This is a genomic window from Rhodoferax bucti (genome assembly GCF_005876985.1).
In the GTDB taxonomy this organism is placed as follows: domain Bacteria; phylum Pseudomonadota; class Gammaproteobacteria; order Burkholderiales; family Burkholderiaceae_C; genus Allorhodoferax; species Allorhodoferax bucti.
Genome location: NZ_VAHD01000001.1, coordinates 1,019,811 through 1,034,999, shown reverse-complemented (window position 1 = coordinate 1,034,999; position 15,189 = coordinate 1,019,811). Strand labels below are relative to the sequence as shown.

Below are 15,189 nucleotides of genomic sequence, written 5' to 3'. Positions count from 1 at the left end.
CCGGTATTCAATAGGCGGGAAACTTATTCGCTGGTGAAAATGGAACCCAAACGCTCCATCTGCTCCAACGCGATACCGCACCCGCGCACCACGCAGGTCAGCGGGTCTTCGGCGACCAGCACCGGCAGGCCGGTTTCTTCCGCCAACAAGCGGTCCAGGTCACGCAAAAGCGCGCCGCCGCCGGTCAGCATCATGCCGCGGTCGGCAATGTCTGCACCCAGCTCGGGGGGGGTTTGCTCCAAAGCGTTCTTGACGGCCGACACGATGTTGTTCAGCGGGTCGGTCAGCGCTTCCAGAATTTCGTTGGAAGAAATGGTGAAGCTGCGTGGCACGCCCTCAGACAGGTTGCGGCCGCGGACTTCCATTTCCTTGACCTCGGAACCGGGGAAGGCAGAGCCAATCTGCTTCTTGATGGCTTCGGCGGTAGGCTCGCCGATCAACATGCCGTAGTTGCGGCGGATGTAGTTGATGATGGCTTCGTCAAACTTGTCGCCACCCACGCGCACAGAGCCCTTGTAGACCATGCCGCCCAGGGAAATCACGCCCACTTCAGTGGTACCACCACCGATGTCCACCACCATAGAGCCGGACGCTTCCGATACGGGCAGACCTGCGCCAATGGCAGCTGCCATGGGTTCTTCAATCAGATACACGTCGGAGGCTCCGGCGCCGAGCGCCGATTCGCGGATCGCGCGACGCTCCACCTGGGTGGAACCGCAAGGCACGCAAATGATGATGCGGGGGCTGGGTTTGAACACGCCACGGGGCAGCACCATTTTGATGAACTGCTTGAGCATTTGCTCGGTGACGGTGAAGTCGGCAATCACGCCGTCTTTCATCGGGCGGATGGCTTCGATGTTGCCAGGTACCTTGCCCAGCATGGCCTTGGCTTCTTTACCGACCGCTTGAATGGTTTTTTTGCCCTGGGGGCCGCCTTCGTGGCGGATGGCAACGACCGAGGGCTCATTCAACACAATGCCTTGTCCGCGGGCGACGATCAAGGTGTTGGCGGTACCCAAGTCAATCGCCAAGTCAGTCGAGAAGTACTGACGGAAAGCTCCAAACATTACAAATCCTCTCAGGCACGCAGCGCGCTTCGGCGCTGCGTCACCGGTTTTAACAAATTCAAAATCGTAAGATTGGCGTCAAAGTCCGCAGTTCTACGGTCTCTCGGCCAAAGGCAGGATAATAACCCATCGCCTGTGAATAACTTGCCGGGGCATGCGTGGTTTTTCACGAATTACCCTTGGTTTCAACTCTTCTACACCCATGTCACTGACATCTTCCGACATCGCGCGCATCGCCAATCTGGCGCGGCTTGAACTTCAGCCCGAAGAAAGTGAGCGCATACTCACTCAACTCAATGGATTTTTCGGCATTGTGGAAGCCATGCGGTCGGTAGACACCTCCGGCATCCAGCCGCTCGCCCACCCGGTGGCGGCAATTCAGGACATCGCCTTGCGCCTGCGCGAAGACGCCGTATCCGAGCCCGACCAGCGCGACGCCAACCAGCGCAATGCCCCCGCCGTGGAACGTGGCCTATTTCTGGTCCCCAAGGTTATTGAGTAAAGCACCGTATTGTTATGACGACTCCCCTCTCCACCCGCGCGCCGCACGACCTGAGCGTTCAGGAACTGGTGCACGCCCTTGCAGACAAGCAAATTTCCGCGACTGAGCTGGCCCGGCATTTTCTGGACCGCAGCGCCGCTCACGCCGATCTGGGCGCTTATGTCGATGTGCAAGCCGAAGCCACACTGACCCAAGCCCGCGCAGCGGATGCCCGCATTGCCGCCAGTACCGCAGGTCCGCTGGAAGGTCTGCCGCTGGCCCACAAAGACATTTTCGTGACCCGCGACTTCGCGACCACCGCCGGCTCCCGCATGCTCAAGGGCTACCACTCACCCTTTGACGCCACCGTGGTGCGCAAATTGGCCGACGCTGGCGCAGTCACCCTCGGCAAGGTCAATTGCGACGAGTTCGCAATGGGCTCCAGCAATGAGAACACCGCGATTACCCCTGTGGGCAGCGAGACCGTTCAGCCCGTACGCAACCCGTGGGACACCGCACGCATTCCCGGCGGCTCCTCCGGTGGCAGCGCAGCCGTGGTGGCAGCCCGCTTGGCGCCGGCAGCCACTGGCACGGATACGGGTGGCTCCATCCGTCAACCCGCTGCGTTTTGCGGCATCACTGGCATCAAGCCGACCTACGGCCGCGCGTCGCGCTACGGCATGGTGGCGTTTGCCTCCAGCCTGGACCAAGCCGGCCCGATGGCGCGCAGCGCCGAAGATTGCGCCTTGCTCTTGTCCGCCATGTGTGGCCCCGACCCGGACCGTGACTCCACTTCTCTGGACGCCCCCGCGGAGAACTTCTCTCGCAAACTCAACGACAGCATTGAAGGACTGCGCATTGGCGTACCGAAAGAGTTTTTCGGGGAAGGTTTGTCAGACGACGTGCGCACGGCTGTAGATGCGGCGCTCAAGCAGTACGAGCAGTTGGGCGCCAAGCTGGTGCCTATCGCCTTGCCGCGCACCGAATTCTCCATCCCGGTGTACTACATCATTGCGCCAGCCGAAGCGTCCAGCAACCTGAGCCGCTTTGACGGCGTCAAGTTCGGCCACCGCGCCAAGGACTATGGCGACCTGGCCGACATGTACAAGAAGACCCGCGCCGAAGGCTTTGGCGATGAGGTCAAGCGCCGCATCATGATCGGCACCTATGTGCTGAGCCACGGCTACTACGACGCCTATTACCTGCAGGCGCAAAAAATCCGCCGCATGATTGCCGACGATTTCCAGAACGCGTTCAAGGAATGCGATGTCATCGCCGGTCCGGTGGCGCCAACAGTGGCATGGAAGATTGGCGAAAAATCGGATGACCCGGTGGCCAATTACTTGGCCGACATCTTCACCCTGTCCGGCTCATTGGCGGGCCTGCCGGGCATGAGCATTCCTGTGGGCTTTGCCAAAGCGGATGCCGACAAGGGCCTGCCCATCGGCATGCAACTGCTGGGCAACTACCTGGACGAAGCCCGCCTGCTCAACGCAGCCCACCGCTTCCAACAAGCCACCGATTACCACCTCGCCAAGCCCGCTGGATTCTGAACATGAGTGAGACTGTGAACACATTTGAAGCACAACAACAGGGTCGCCCGACGGGCCCGCTGGTGCATGGCTACGAGGTCATCATCGGCTTTGAGACGCACGCCCAGCTCTCGACGCAATCGAAGATTTTTTCGCGCGCCAGCACCGCGTTTGGCGCAGAAGCCAATACCCAGGCCTGCGCGGTGGATTTGGCCCTGCCCGGCACCTTGCCCGTGATGAACAAAGGCGCGGTAGAACGCGCCATCCAGTTCGGCCTGGCCATTGGCTCCCACATTGCGCCGCGCAGCATCTTTGCCCGCAAAAACTACTTCTACCCCGACCTACCCAAGGGCTACCAGATCAGCCAATTTGAAATTCCAGTGGTGCAAGGTGGCGCGGTGGAATTCTTCCTCGAAACAGGCAAAGGCGCCGACTTGGTGCGGGAAAAGAAAACCGTGCGCTTGGTGCGCGCCCACTTGGAAGAAGACGCCGGCAAATCGCTGCACGAAGACTTCATCGGGCAAAGCGGTATCGACCTGAACCGCGCAGGCACCCCCTTGCTGGAAATCGTGACCGAGCCGGACATGCGCTCCAGCGCCGAGGCGGTGGCCTACGCCAAAGAGCTGCACAAAATCGTGACCTGGATCGGCATCTGCGACGGCAACATGCAGGAAGGCTCCTTCCGCTGCGACGCCAACGTGTCGGTGCGCAAACCCGGCCAGCCCCTGGGCACCCGCCGCGAAATCAAAAACCTGAACAGCTTCAAGTTCATGCAGCAAGCCATCGATTACGAGGTGCGCTGGCAGATCGAGCAGATTGAAGACGGCCACGAGATCCAGCAAGCCACCGTGCTCTTCAACCCCGACACGGGTGAAACACGTGCCATGCGCACCAAGGAAGACGCGGCCGATTACCGCTACTTCCCTGATCCGGATTTGCCTCCGCTATGCATTTCGGAGCAGTGGGTGCAGGAAGTACGAGGGCAAATGGCCGAATTGCCTCGCAACATGGCAGCGCGCTTCCAAGCCGACTATGGCCTGAGTGAATATGACGCCACGCAGCTCACACAGAGCTTGGCACTGGCCACTTACTTTGAAGCAGCTGCCAAAGCGAGTGGACAAGCGAAACTGGCCAGCAACTGGATCACCGGCGAATTGGCCCGGCGCCTGAATGGCCAAGACCTGCCGGTAGAGCAATCTCCGGTAGCCGCGCAGACATTGGCCCAACTGGTGACACGCATTGCCGACAGCACCATTTCCAACAGCGCCGCCAAACAGGTGTTCGATGCCTTGTGGGACGGCGCCATGGAAGTCGATGCCGTCATCGAGGCCAAGGGCCTCAAGCAAATGAATGACACGGGCGCGCTGGAGGCCATCGTGGATGAAGTCATTGCCGCCAACGCCAAAAACGTGGCGGAATTCAAGGCTGGCAACGAGAAAGCCTTGAACGGCTTGGTGGGTCAGATCATGAAGGCCAGCAAAGGCAAAGCAAACCCGCAACAGGTCAACGACTTGCTGCGCGCCAAACTCGCTGGCTGACGTTTACTTGGGCACAGCGGCTGCGGCAGCCCAGAGTTGCCTCAGCCGCCCCAATTCATCGTCAAACCGGGCGTTAACCCGGCGAGCCTCGGCCTCTTGCTCGCCGATAAAGCGGCGTTGCACCGCTTGGCTCTGGGTATTTTCTTCGAGCTGACGTCGGACATAGGCGGGGGCTTTGGAGGGGTCTTTGCGGTAGAACTCCATCTCCTCATCTATCAGCGAACGCTGGCGGGCCAACTCTTCCAAGCGGGTGCTGGCAGCCTTCACCACCACCGCAATTTGCGCCAAGGCGTCTGCCCGCTCCTGGTCATGCACCGTCTTGTTGGGGAAACGGGTCAGCAGGGCACGATCGCGGCGCTTCTCTTCGGCGGTGCGGCTGCGCTCCTCGGCCTCACGCTTGGCTTTGGCTTCCAGATCGGCCTCTTCCTTAGCCGTCAAACTAGGGCCGACCTTGGAGCGAACAGTACCACTGGGATTCAGGATTTTTTGCTCCCGGTCTATGCAATCCGGGATAGGCCGGTCCGCGGTGAGCTTACGCCCTTTGGCGTCCACGCAGGTGTAAACCACCCCCGTTACCGGTGCCTGCGCCACTGCAGGCGTTAGCACCTGCACCGCCGCACACAGTGCCACCGCCTGCGCGATCCCGAATACCTTGGTCATGCCTTAGCTTTCTTCTACACCGTAGCGTTGGCGGTACGCCTGAACGCGCGCTGCGTCTTGCGATGCGCCGCTACTGTGCTCCAGATACTGCATCAAATCCCCCAGCTTCGCAATCGCGCAAACTTGCAGGCCGAGTTGCGTGCGGACATATTGCACCGCGCTGTAGGGCACGTCCTGGCCGTTCTCGGTGGCTTTTTCCTGGCGGTCCAATGCAATACATACCGCGTGCGGCGTAGCACCAGCGGCACGGATGATGGCAATCGATTCGCGGGCGGCAGTCCCGGCGGACATCACGTCATCAATGATCAGCACGCGCCCCTTCAAAGTAGCGCCCACCAGGGTGCCGCCCTCGCCATGGTCCTTAGCCTCTTTGCGGTTGTAGGCAAAGGGCACATTGCAGCCCAGGCGCGCCAGTTCAATCGCGACCGCTGCCCCCAAGGGAATGCCCTTGTACGCGGGGCCGAACACCATATCGAACTCGATGCCACTGGCCAGCAAACGCTGCGCATAAAATCCGGCGAGTCGTCCGAGTTTGGCCCCGTCGTCAAACAGCCCGGCATTGAAAAAATAGGGGCTCATGCGCCCGGCCTTGGTCTTAAATTCGCCAAACCGTAGCACCCCGCACTCGATCGCAAACTGCACAAACTTTTGGGCCAACGGGTCTTTGTCCGACATGGGGAATTCCTTGTTTAAATTAACCAGCCTCAACCTCAACGGCATCCGTTCCGCCACCAGCAAAGGCCTCGAAGCCTGGCTTGCGCAGGCACAGCCTGATTGTATTTGCGTGCAAGAGGTCAAGGCCCAGGCACCAGACATTGCCGGCAAGTTCGAATCCTTCGGAGACTTGCGTGGGCATTTCCAGTTCGCCGAAAAAAAAGGCTATTCCGGTGTGGGCGTCTACAGCCGCCACGAGCCCAGCGAGGTGCGCATCGGCTACGGCTCTGCCGAGTTTGATGCCGAAGGCCGCTACGTGGAGCTGCGCTTCGACACGTCCTCGCGCAAGTTCTCCATCATCAGCGCCTACTTCCCCAGCGGGTCGTCAGGTGAAGACCGCCAGGCAGCGAAATTCCGCTTCTTGGAGGAGTTGTATCCACACCTGCAGCAACTTCGTGCCGAGCGCGACTTCGTACTTTGCGGGGATATCAACATCGCCCACCAGGAAATCGACCTGAAAAACTGGAAAGGCAACAAAAAAAATTCCGGCTTCCTGCCTGAAGAGCGCGCCTGGATGAGCAAGACTTTGAGCGAGGGCGGCTTGGTCGACGTGTACCGCAAGCTCCACCCCGACACCACCGACGATTGCTACACGTGGTGGAGCAACCGCGGTCAGGCCTACGCCAAGAACGTAGGCTGGCGGCTGGACTACCACTTGGCAACGCCTGCCATCGCATCCACCGCTCGCGAAGTCGCGATCTACAAAGCCGAAAAATTCTCCGACCACGCGCCTATCACTGTGGGCTACGACTTGGCGCTCTGATACCAAGTCCACCGTGCTTGAGACACAAAAAAAGAGCCCGAGGGCTCTTTTTTTCTTGGCGCGTAATGTATTTACGCTTGTTGCTTGCGGCGGCGTGCAACGGCACCCAACACCATCAAACCACCCACCATCAACGCATAGGTTTCTGGCTCGGGCACGGCGCTCAAAATGGACACTTTGATGACCATGTCGTCGTAGTCTTTATCGCTGCCCTTGTCGTTGAACATCAGCAAAGCGCTTTGCTTATCGCTGCTCAACACGATACCGACGCGCGAGCTTCCGTTACCAAAAGCCTGGAACAAATTGGAATTGGAGAAGAAGCTGAAGTTCAAACGGCCCTTGCTCACGTCGTCGAAAGCAAAGCTGGAGCCCACTGCAGAATTTTTGTTGGAGAAAGAGTCAATGTCATGACTGCCAACATTCAGAGCGCCGAATGCATTATTTAATGCAGCCTCTTTGCCAACAAAAGTGAACACCAGATCCGCGGCACTGCTCAAGGACAGAAAGCTGCCGACTTTGGCACCAATCAGGCTGAAACCTGTGGGCAGGGCAACATCGAAGCGGTTGGACGAAGACGTAGTGCTCAAAGAGATGCTCGAACCCCCGCTCAAAGAAAACTCGGGCGTGGTCACAGCAGTTGCCATCGCCTGGCCCGCAAATGCGAGACCTAGGACCAAACCACCAAGTATTTTTTTCAATGAAGTTGTCATCGCCATCCCTTTATCTGTAAGTGTTGGTAATTTTCATTGCGCCGCAGCAAACCGGCAATAGTCCGCGCGGACTACCGGACTGTGATATTTGCAACACTTTGGCCCATCAGAATTACGGCACACCGGGTCTGGGCGGCTTCTGCGCCTTGGTATAGATCGGCATAACTTGCGGCAGGGCGGCCTGTATGTCGGCGATGCGTGTCTCGCCGGCAGGGTGAGTGGACAGCCACTGCGGTGGTGCATTCTTGTTGGCCGCCGCCATTTTTTGCCACAGTGTGATGCCCGCACGCGGGTCGTAGCCCGCACGGGCTGCCAACTCCAGTCCCACCAAATCGGCCTCGGACTCGTCTTCACGCCCGAACTTCAAGGTCAGCAGCTGGGCGCCGTATTGGGTGACGGTTTGCCCTACTTGCCCCAGGCCCAGCACCTGACTCAGTAGGTTGGCACCCAGGCCGGTGGCGGCATTTTTGCCCATGCGCTCGCGGGCGTGCTCGCGCAAGGCGTGGGCAATTTCGTGGCCCATGACCATGGCGGCCTCGTCATCCGTGAGCTTGAGCGTGTCCAGAATGCCGGTATAGAAGGCGATCTTGCCACCGGGCATGCAAAACGCGTTGATCTGTTTGGAGCCAATCAGGTTGACTTCCCACTGCCAGTCCTTGGCCCGGGGGTTCCACTCCACCGCATAGGGGATGATGCGCCGCGCCATCGCGCGCAAACGCTGCAACTGCGGATGGTCTTTGCCCGCCAGTGCCCGCTGTTGTTGGGCTTTGGCCAGCATCTCGGCATATTGCACGCCTGCCGATTGCTCCACCTCATCCGCAGGCACCAATTTGCTGAACGCAGAATTACCACCGACCTCCACCCCCTCCCGGGCGTGCACAGGGGCCAGCGCCAAAGCAGACGCTCCCAACAACGCGATCGCAACACGGCGAACCCACACGCCCCGGACAGACAACACACAGGCAAACACAGAAAACATGGCGGACTTGCGCTCCAAAGTGGACGGGTATTATTCCCCGATGAGTTCCCTAACGCCTGATACCCCCCGCACCGACGACAAGCCCCACTGGTGGGACACCCTCAAGGTCTATGCGGAGCCGGCGTCGCTGCGCATGTTGTCGCTGGGGTTTTCTGCCGGACTCCCTTTGTTGCTGGTCTTCGGCACCCTGAGCTTCTGGCTGCGGGAGGCCGGCATCGACCTCAAAACCATCGGTTTTTTGAGCTGGGTCGGGCTGGTGTACGCCTTCAAGTGGGCCTGGTCGCCGTTGGTGGACCGCCTGCCCATTCCCTTGCTGACGAAGCTGTTGGGGCGGCGTCGCAGCTGGCTAGTGGTAGCGCAAAGCCTGATCGTAGGTGGCTTGGCCATGATGGCGTTCACCGACCCCCAAATTGCGCTGATGCCCGTGGTGTGGTGCGCCATCGCTGTGGCTGTCGGCTCTGCCACGCAGGATATTGCGCTGGATGCCTTTCGCATCGAGTCTGCGGACACCCGCCATCAAGCAGCCCTGTCGGCCACCTACATGACCGGCTACCGACTGGCCATGATTTGGGCGGGTGCCGGCGCCCTGTGGCTGGCGGCCAGCGCCGAAACGCCCAACACGGACAACTACCAATACGCCGCCTGGAAAACCGCCTACCTGCTCATGGCCGCCAGCATGGTGCCGGGCATGCTGACGGTCTTGTTTTCCAAGGAACCCGCCCAGCAGGCCTTGCCCCCAGCCCGCAACGCGGCCGAGTGGCTGCAGGGCGCTCTGCTCGACCCCTTTGCCGACTTTGTAAAGCGCTACCGCTGGCATGCCGTGCTGATCCTGGCACTGATCGCCAGCTACCGCATCAGCGACGTGGTCATGGGCATCATGGCCAACCCGTTCTACGTGGACATGGGCTTCAGCAAAACCGAAGTGGCCACGGTGAGCAAGCTCTACGGGGTGGTGATGACGCTGGTAGGCGCCTTTGTGGGCGGAGCCTTGGCCATGCGTTTCGGGGTGATGCGGGTGCTCATGCTGGGCGCGGTGCTCAGCTCGGCCAGCAACCTGCTGTTTGCCTGGCTGGGTGGCCAGGGCCACAACCTGCAGGCGCTGATTCTGGTGATTTCTGCCGACAACCTGTCCAGCGGCATTGCCACCGCCGCGTTTGTCGCGTATCTGTCGTCACTCACCAATGTGAGCTACTCCGCGACCCAATACGCCTTGTTCAGCTCCATGATGCTGTTGTTTCCCAAGTTCCTGGCGGGCTACTCCGGCTGGTTTGTGAGTGGCCACGGCTACCCCGCATTCTTCACCGCCAGCGCCTGTCTGGGGTTACCGGTACTGATTCTGATCGCACTGGCTTCACGCATCAAATAGCCCTCCAGCGCCGATTGAACATGCGCAAGCAGCTATATATTTGATAGCGAAATTTACCCAACTTTACGGAAACTTCAAGGCCGGCGCATCCGGCCCGCAGGCCTGCCGGATAGACTGACCCCATGCGCCAACACCTGCTCATGATCGAAGACGACGCCCGGCTTGCCTCCATGGTGGCCGAGTACCTGGACCAATCCGGTTTCACCGTGGCCCACGCCGGCGACGGCCACAGTGGCCTGGCCCGCTTGGCGCCTGACAGCCCGACCAACGCCCCGGAGCTGGTCATTCTGGACCTGATGCTGCCCGACATGGACGGCCTGGAAATCTGCCGCCGCATCCGCGCCCTGCCCGGCCCCATCGGACAAGTTCCCGTGCTGATGCTCACGGCCAAAGGTGACGCGATGGACCGCATCATCGGCCTGGAGATCGGTGCGGACGACTACCTGCCCAAACCCTTTGAGCCGCGCGAACTGCTGGCCCGCATCCGCGCCATCCTGCGCCGCAAAGGTGAGGCACCCACCACCAATAGCAAAGCCATGCGCTTCGGCAGCCTGGAAATTGACCGCGATGCCCGCACCGTCACCGTGTCCGGCAACCCTTGCGAACTCACGTCCTACCAGTTCGACCTGCTGGTGGCGCTGGCTGAGCGCGCCGGGCGGGTGCTGACCCGCGACCAGATCATGGAAGCCGTGCGCGGCCGGGAGTTGGAGGCCTTTGACCGCTCCATCGACGTGCACATGGGCCGCATCCGCGCGGCCATTGAGCTGGACGCCAAAGACCCCAAGCGCATTCTTACCGTGCGTGGCGTGGGCTATGTGTTTGCCCGCCAGCAGGACTAAACCGTGTTTTTGCGCAAGCTCTACGTCCGCATCTGGCTGGCCGTCATCGTGACGGTCATGGTGCTCACACTGCTGGCCGGCTGGGCGTGGCGCATGACCACCGAGCCCCCGCTGCGCGAAGTGGTGGTGCGCAATGAGTACGGCGAAGTCATAGGCACTGGCCGTGCGCGGCTGAGCCGGCCACCTCCGGTACCCGGCTTGGAGATGGGCAGCCCGCCCCCTGCCATCGACGCCAAAGACGACGGCCCCGACAACCGCGACGACGACCGCCCCGGCCGCTTTGGCCGTGGCCCCGAATTTTTGGTGCGCATGCAAGACGGGCAAACCATTCACCTGCACCTGCCCAAACCGCCCAACAGCAGCTTCCGCGCACCCTTCGGCTTTGTCTGGACGCTGGCGCTGGTGGCGATTGCGGTGGCCTTGGGCACCTACCCCATCATCCGCCGCCTCACCCGCCGGCTGGAAACCCTGCAGCACGGCGTCGAGCGCTGGGGCAATGGCGACCTGAGCGCCCGGGTGCCCATGCAAGGCGACGACGAGGTGGGCTTCTTGGCCGATCGCTTCAACCATGCGGCCGAGCAGATTGAAACCCTGGTCAAGTCGCGCGATACCTTGCTGGCCTCACAAAAGTCCCTGCTGGCCAATGCCTCGCACGAGCTGCGCTCCCCGCTCGCGCGCATCCGCATGGGCCTGGAGCTGATGGGCAGCTCCCCCAGCCCTGCCTTCAAGCAAGAGATTTCCCGCAACATCAGCGAGTTGGACCAACTGATTGAAGAGATTTTGCTGGCCAGCCGGCTGGACGCCAAAGAGGCAGACCTGGGCACCATTGAGCAGGTAGACCTGGTGGGCTTGGCCGCCGAGGAGTGCGCCCGCAACCAGGCGCAACTGGACGTCGCGGTGGCCGAACTGGATGTACCCGGCGTGGCCAAGCTGCTGCGCCGCGCGGTGCGCAACCTGCTGGAGAACGCCCGCCGCTACGGCGCCGGCGAAGTCCACTTGGTGCTGGCACAGGAGGCGGACATGGCCGTCATCCAGGTCTGCGACGGTGGCCCCGGCGTTCCCCCAGACCAGCAAGAACGTATTTTTGAGCCCTTTTACCGCCTGCCCGGCGCCTCAGAGCGCGAGGGCGGCGTCGGCTTGGGCTTGGCGCTGGTGAAGTCCATTGCCACGCGGCATGGCGGCAGCGTCACCTGCCGCAACCGGCCCGAAGGCGGGGCCTGTTTTGAAATCCGCCTGCCTCTGAAAACAGCCTGAGTCTCAGTCTGCCAAGAGGCCCGGCACCGGCGATCAGCCGGTCACTTTCAGGAACAAATCCCGGTCCGGTGCAAAGTTCTCGTGCAGGGGCAGCAAGGCGCCCCCCAAGGCCCGGGCGTCCGAACCCATGCTGCCCGCAATCACCTTGGCCGGCCAGATGCCTTCCCAGTTGTAGTTGCGCAGTGCCAGCGTGGTTTGCTCAATCACCCGCTTGAGCATGGGGCGGGAGAAAGAGCCGTCGATCACCACCGCGTCGATATCCAAAAAGGCCGTGCCACTGACCACGCACTGCGCCAGACCTTGGGCTGCGCTGGCAATCCAGGCGTCAGTCACCGGGGCATGGGCGCCTTCCATGGCACGGTCGTCGTAGGCGGCGCTGGGGTCCAGTCCACGTTCTTTGTAGTGCTGCTCCAGCTCCCACAGCGAGGCGTGCGCCAGCAACTGCTCGGGCACCGTACCGCCGCTGGCCACTTGCAAGGGCAGCGAGGCCACCGCACCCGCATTGCCGTGGATGCCGCCATGCAGGTGCGAGTTGAGCACCAGCCCGCCGCCCACAAAGGTGTCCACAAACAAATACAAAAAGCTCTTGAGGTCCCGGCCCCGGCCGGACACCAGCTCGGCCACGCAAGCGGCCTGGGTGTCTTTGGCAAAGCTCACCGGCACATCGGTCATGGCCTGCACCTGGGCGGCCAAGTCGATATGGTTCCACTGGTCCGACACGGTTTGGGAAAGGCCCAGCATCTTGTGCCAGCCCCCCAAGTTGAACGGAGCCGCCACCCCCACGCCCACAATCCGCTGGGCCAGGGGGCCCAAGCCCTCTTGCAGGGCGCGCATGCGCTTTTGCACTTCAGGCAGCAGCACTTCGGCGTCGGGGAAGTCGTAGGGCAGTGTTTCGCGCATCCGCACCGCGCCGGTGAAATCCACCAGCAACCAGTCTGCGCTGCGCCGGCCGATTTTGATCCCCATGGAGAACGCACCGTCCGGGTTCAGCGCCATCGGCACCGAGGGCTGACCGATGCGGCCGCGGACGCGGTCTTGCCGCAGCAGCAAGCCGTCGTCTTCCAGGCGGGTCGTAATCAGCCCGATGGTTTGCGCCGTCAGCCCGGTGAGGCGGGCCAGATCGGCCTTGGGCAAGCTGCCATTGAGGCGGATGGCCTGGAGCACCACCCGTTCATTGAACTGGCGCATGCCCACATGGTTGGACCCGCGCGGCCGCAGCACCGGCGGCGCAGAGGCACTTGAAAGTGCAAGGGCGTCGGGAATGGCGTTCGGCAGAGGGGCATCAAGATTCATGGTGGGCGGATTTTCCCCTAGGAACTCTCCGCCCGGCGGAAAAGTTTTTAGAGGATTTTCCCGATCCCACGGCCAGCGCTTTCCCATCGCTCTCAGGCGAGCGCCGACTCCGGCAAGTCTTCCACGGCTTTGGCACCTGTCATCACCGCAACAGTGTCACTCATGCTGATGGCCTTGGGGTTGACCACACAGGCCCGCTTGCCTAGGCGCTGGATGTGGATGCGGTCCGCAATCTCAAACACATGGGGCATATTGTGGCTGATCAGGATCACTGGCAAGCCCTTGTCGCGCACCCGGCGGATCAGCTCCAGCACCATATTGCCCTCCTTCACGCCCAAGGCGGCGGTGGGCTCGTCCATGATGACCACGTGCTGCGCGAACGCCGCCGCACGGGCCACCGCGACGCACTGGCGTTGGCCTCCGGAGAGCGTTTCCACCGCCTGCGTCATGGAGCGGATGCCGACCTTGAGGTCATTCATGCGGCTGATGGCTTCGTCCAGCATGCGTTTTTTGTCCAGCGAACGGAACACGCTGCCCAGCACGCCGGGGCGGCGCAACTCACGGCCCAGAAACAGGTTCTCGGCAATCGACATGGCAGGTGCCACCGCCAAATCCTGGTACACGGTTTCAATGCCATGGCGACGCGCGTCGATGGGCGAGCGAAACAGCACGGACTTGCCATCGAGCTCCATGGTGCCCTCATCCGGCACCACGGCGCCCGACAGGGCTTTGATCAGGCTGGACTTGCCAGCGCCGTTATCACCAATGACCGCCAAGATCTCACCGGCGCGCAGCTCGAAGTCCACGCCATCCAGCGCCGTGACACCGCCGTAGCGCTTCACCAGGCCACTGGCTTTAAGAACGATTTGGGGAGTGGACATATCAGCGAGCTCCCTTGCGAGAAAGTTGGTCTGCGGCCACCGCCAGGATGACCAGAATGCCGGTGATCAAGGTCTGGTAGACCGAAGCCACGTCCATCAGGGTAAGCCCGTTGCGGAACACGCCCACAATCACCGCGCCCACCAAGGAACCCAAAATCACACCCCGCCCGCCGAAGAGCGACGTGCCCCCCAGCACCACAGCGGTGATGGCATCCAGGTTTTCAGTCTGGCCGGCCTGCGGGTCGCCCACACCGGTACGCGCTACAGAAAGAAGAGCGGCAATGCCATACAGCACGCCGGCAAGCACGTAAACACCCAACAGAACACGCTCCACCGAGATACCGCTCAGGCGCACGGCTTCGGGGTTGTTACCCACGGCGTACACGTGGCGGCCGGAGGCGGTGTCACGCAGCAGGTGCCATGCGAGGACGTACAAAGCCAACATCACCACCGTGCCCCACGCCACCGAGGTGCCGCCCAGGGTAAAGGTGTTGCCCAAGCCTGTCATCACCTCGGGCAAATCACCCACAGTCTGGGCTTCAGAGTAAATCTGGGTAATCGCGAAGGCGATGTTCATGGTGCCTAGCGTCACTATGAACGAGGGCAACTTGACCTTGGTAACCAACAAGCCGTTCAGCAAACCGAACAGGGCTGTGACACCGATACCGCAGGCGATCCCCACCACAGGGGGGAGGCCCAAGTCCATGGTGAACTTGGTCATGATGATGCCGCCCAGCGCCATCACCATCCCGCAAGACAGGTCGATGCCGGCGGTCAGGATGATCAAGGTCTGGCCAATGGCTAACACGCCAACGATCATGACCTGCTGCAGCACCAGCGAAAGGTTTTCCCCGGTCAAAAAGCGGTCTGATTGCGTCGCAAAAAACGCGCATGCCGCCAACAGGGCCAGCCAAGGGCCGAGCATCGCCCAAGGGATTTTTTTAGGGGTAGGTTGAGCCATGGAAGGTTCCAAGGGGGAGCCACGCGGCGCCATAAAAACAAAATCGGAAAATGCGGCTTGCGATGAGTTCTGTCATCGGGTCCACAGAGAAGGCCCGGCGTCAGAACACTCTGACCTCCGGGCCGCGAGGCCCACACGGCGTGAGCCCGTT

Annotated in this window: 15 protein-coding genes; 7 read left to right on the top strand and 8 right to left on the bottom strand. The window is 61.4% G+C overall.

The window, feature by feature from the left end; translation table 11 throughout:
* Positions 1-23 precede the first annotated feature (23 nt).
* Positions 24-1,067 (bottom strand): rod shape-determining protein, encoded by a 1,044-nt coding sequence (locus FDM28_RS04910; RefSeq protein WP_138513597.1) that lies wholly within the window; start codon positions 1,065-1,067, stop codon positions 24-26.
* 202 nt (positions 1,068-1,269) lie between these two features.
* Here FDM28_RS04910 and gatC point away from each other — a divergent pair, with 202 nt between their 5' ends.
* Genes gatC through gatB form a run of 3 tightly spaced genes read left to right on the top strand, consistent with a single transcriptional unit; the run spans position 1,270 to position 4,618 of the window.
* Complete coding sequence (gene gatC, locus FDM28_RS04905) at positions 1,270-1,569, top strand: Asp-tRNA(Asn)/Glu-tRNA(Gln) amidotransferase subunit GatC (protein ID WP_138513595.1); 300 nt, start codon at positions 1,270-1,272, stop codon at positions 1,567-1,569.
* A 14-nt stretch (positions 1,570-1,583) separates the two neighbouring features.
* Positions 1,584-3,101, top strand: coding sequence for an Asp-tRNA(Asn)/Glu-tRNA(Gln) amidotransferase subunit GatA (gatA, locus tag FDM28_RS04900; protein ID WP_138513593.1), 1,518 nt, complete (start codon positions 1,584-1,586; stop codon positions 3,099-3,101).
* Positions 3,102-3,103: 2 nt separating this feature from the next.
* On the top strand, positions 3,104-4,618 hold the full coding sequence (gene gatB / locus FDM28_RS04895) for an Asp-tRNA(Asn)/Glu-tRNA(Gln) amidotransferase subunit GatB (RefSeq protein WP_138513591.1): 1,515 nt from the start codon (positions 3,104-3,106) through the stop codon (positions 4,616-4,618).
* 3 nt (positions 4,619-4,621) lie between these two features.
* Here gatB and FDM28_RS04890 read toward each other — a convergent pair whose 3' ends face one another.
* Both FDM28_RS04890 and pyrE read right to left on the bottom strand, forming a co-directional pair.
* Positions 4,622-5,278 carry a DUF4124 domain-containing protein gene (locus tag FDM28_RS04890; protein WP_138513589.1) on the bottom strand — a complete coding sequence of 219 codons (657 nt, stop codon included), beginning with the start codon at positions 5,276-5,278 and terminating at the stop codon, positions 4,622-4,624.
* Between the two features lie 3 nt (positions 5,279-5,281).
* Positions 5,282-5,953, bottom strand: a complete 672-nt coding sequence (gene pyrE, locus FDM28_RS04885; protein WP_206021911.1) for an orotate phosphoribosyltransferase — start codon at positions 5,951-5,953, stop codon at positions 5,282-5,284.
* Between the two features lie 10 nt (positions 5,954-5,963).
* Here pyrE and FDM28_RS04880 point away from each other — a divergent pair, with 10 nt between their 5' ends.
* A complete protein-coding gene (locus FDM28_RS04880; protein ID WP_138513585.1) occupies positions 5,964-6,755 on the top strand; it encodes an exodeoxyribonuclease III in 792 nt (263 codons plus the stop codon).
* Positions 6,756-6,826: 71 nt separating this feature from the next.
* Here FDM28_RS04880 and FDM28_RS04875 read toward each other — a convergent pair whose 3' ends face one another.
* Positions 6,827-7,342 (bottom strand): PEP-CTERM sorting domain-containing protein, encoded by a 516-nt coding sequence (locus tag FDM28_RS04875; RefSeq protein ID WP_240791895.1) that lies wholly within the window; start codon positions 7,340-7,342, stop codon positions 6,827-6,829.
* A gap of 235 nt (positions 7,343-7,577) precedes the next feature.
* Entirely contained in the window at positions 7,578-8,444 is an 867-nt protein-coding gene (locus tag FDM28_RS04870; RefSeq protein ID WP_138513580.1) for a M48 family metallopeptidase, read from the bottom strand.
* A gap of 40 nt (positions 8,445-8,484) precedes the next feature.
* Here FDM28_RS04870 and FDM28_RS04865 point away from each other — a divergent pair, with 40 nt between their 5' ends.
* The 3 genes from FDM28_RS04865 (at position 8,485) to FDM28_RS04855 (ending at position 11,903) form a co-directional block, all read left to right on the top strand.
* Positions 8,485-9,810: an AmpG family muropeptide MFS transporter gene (locus FDM28_RS04865; protein WP_240791894.1), complete on the top strand. Its 1,326-nt coding sequence runs from the start codon at positions 8,485-8,487 to the stop codon at positions 9,808-9,810.
* Positions 9,811-9,932: 122 nt separating this feature from the next.
* Positions 9,933-10,649, top strand: a complete 717-nt coding sequence (locus tag FDM28_RS04860) for a response regulator (protein WP_138513576.1) — start codon at positions 9,933-9,935, stop codon at positions 10,647-10,649.
* 57 nt (positions 10,650-10,706) lie between these two features.
* Positions 10,707-11,903: an ATP-binding protein gene (locus FDM28_RS04855; protein WP_138514267.1), complete on the top strand. Its 1,197-nt coding sequence runs from the start codon at positions 10,707-10,709 to the stop codon at positions 11,901-11,903.
* Between the two features lie 33 nt (positions 11,904-11,936).
* Here FDM28_RS04855 and FDM28_RS04850 read toward each other — a convergent pair whose 3' ends face one another.
* The 3 genes from FDM28_RS04850 to FDM28_RS04840 all read right to left on the bottom strand — a co-directional run bounded on the left by FDM28_RS04850 (position 11,937) and on the right by FDM28_RS04840 (position 15,038).
* Complete coding sequence (locus tag FDM28_RS04850; protein WP_138513574.1) at positions 11,937-13,196, bottom strand: ROK family transcriptional regulator; 1,260 nt, start codon at positions 13,194-13,196, stop codon at positions 11,937-11,939.
* A 92-nt stretch (positions 13,197-13,288) separates the two neighbouring features.
* Positions 13,289-14,077 carry an ATP-binding cassette domain-containing protein gene (locus FDM28_RS04845; protein ID WP_138513572.1) on the bottom strand — a complete coding sequence of 263 codons (789 nt, stop codon included), beginning with the start codon at positions 14,075-14,077 and terminating at the stop codon, positions 13,289-13,291.
* A gap of 1 nt (position 14,078) precedes the next feature.
* Complete coding sequence (locus FDM28_RS04840; RefSeq protein WP_138513570.1) at positions 14,079-15,038, bottom strand: ABC transporter permease; 960 nt, start codon at positions 15,036-15,038, stop codon at positions 14,079-14,081.
* Between the last annotated feature and the right edge of the window lie 151 nt (positions 15,039-15,189).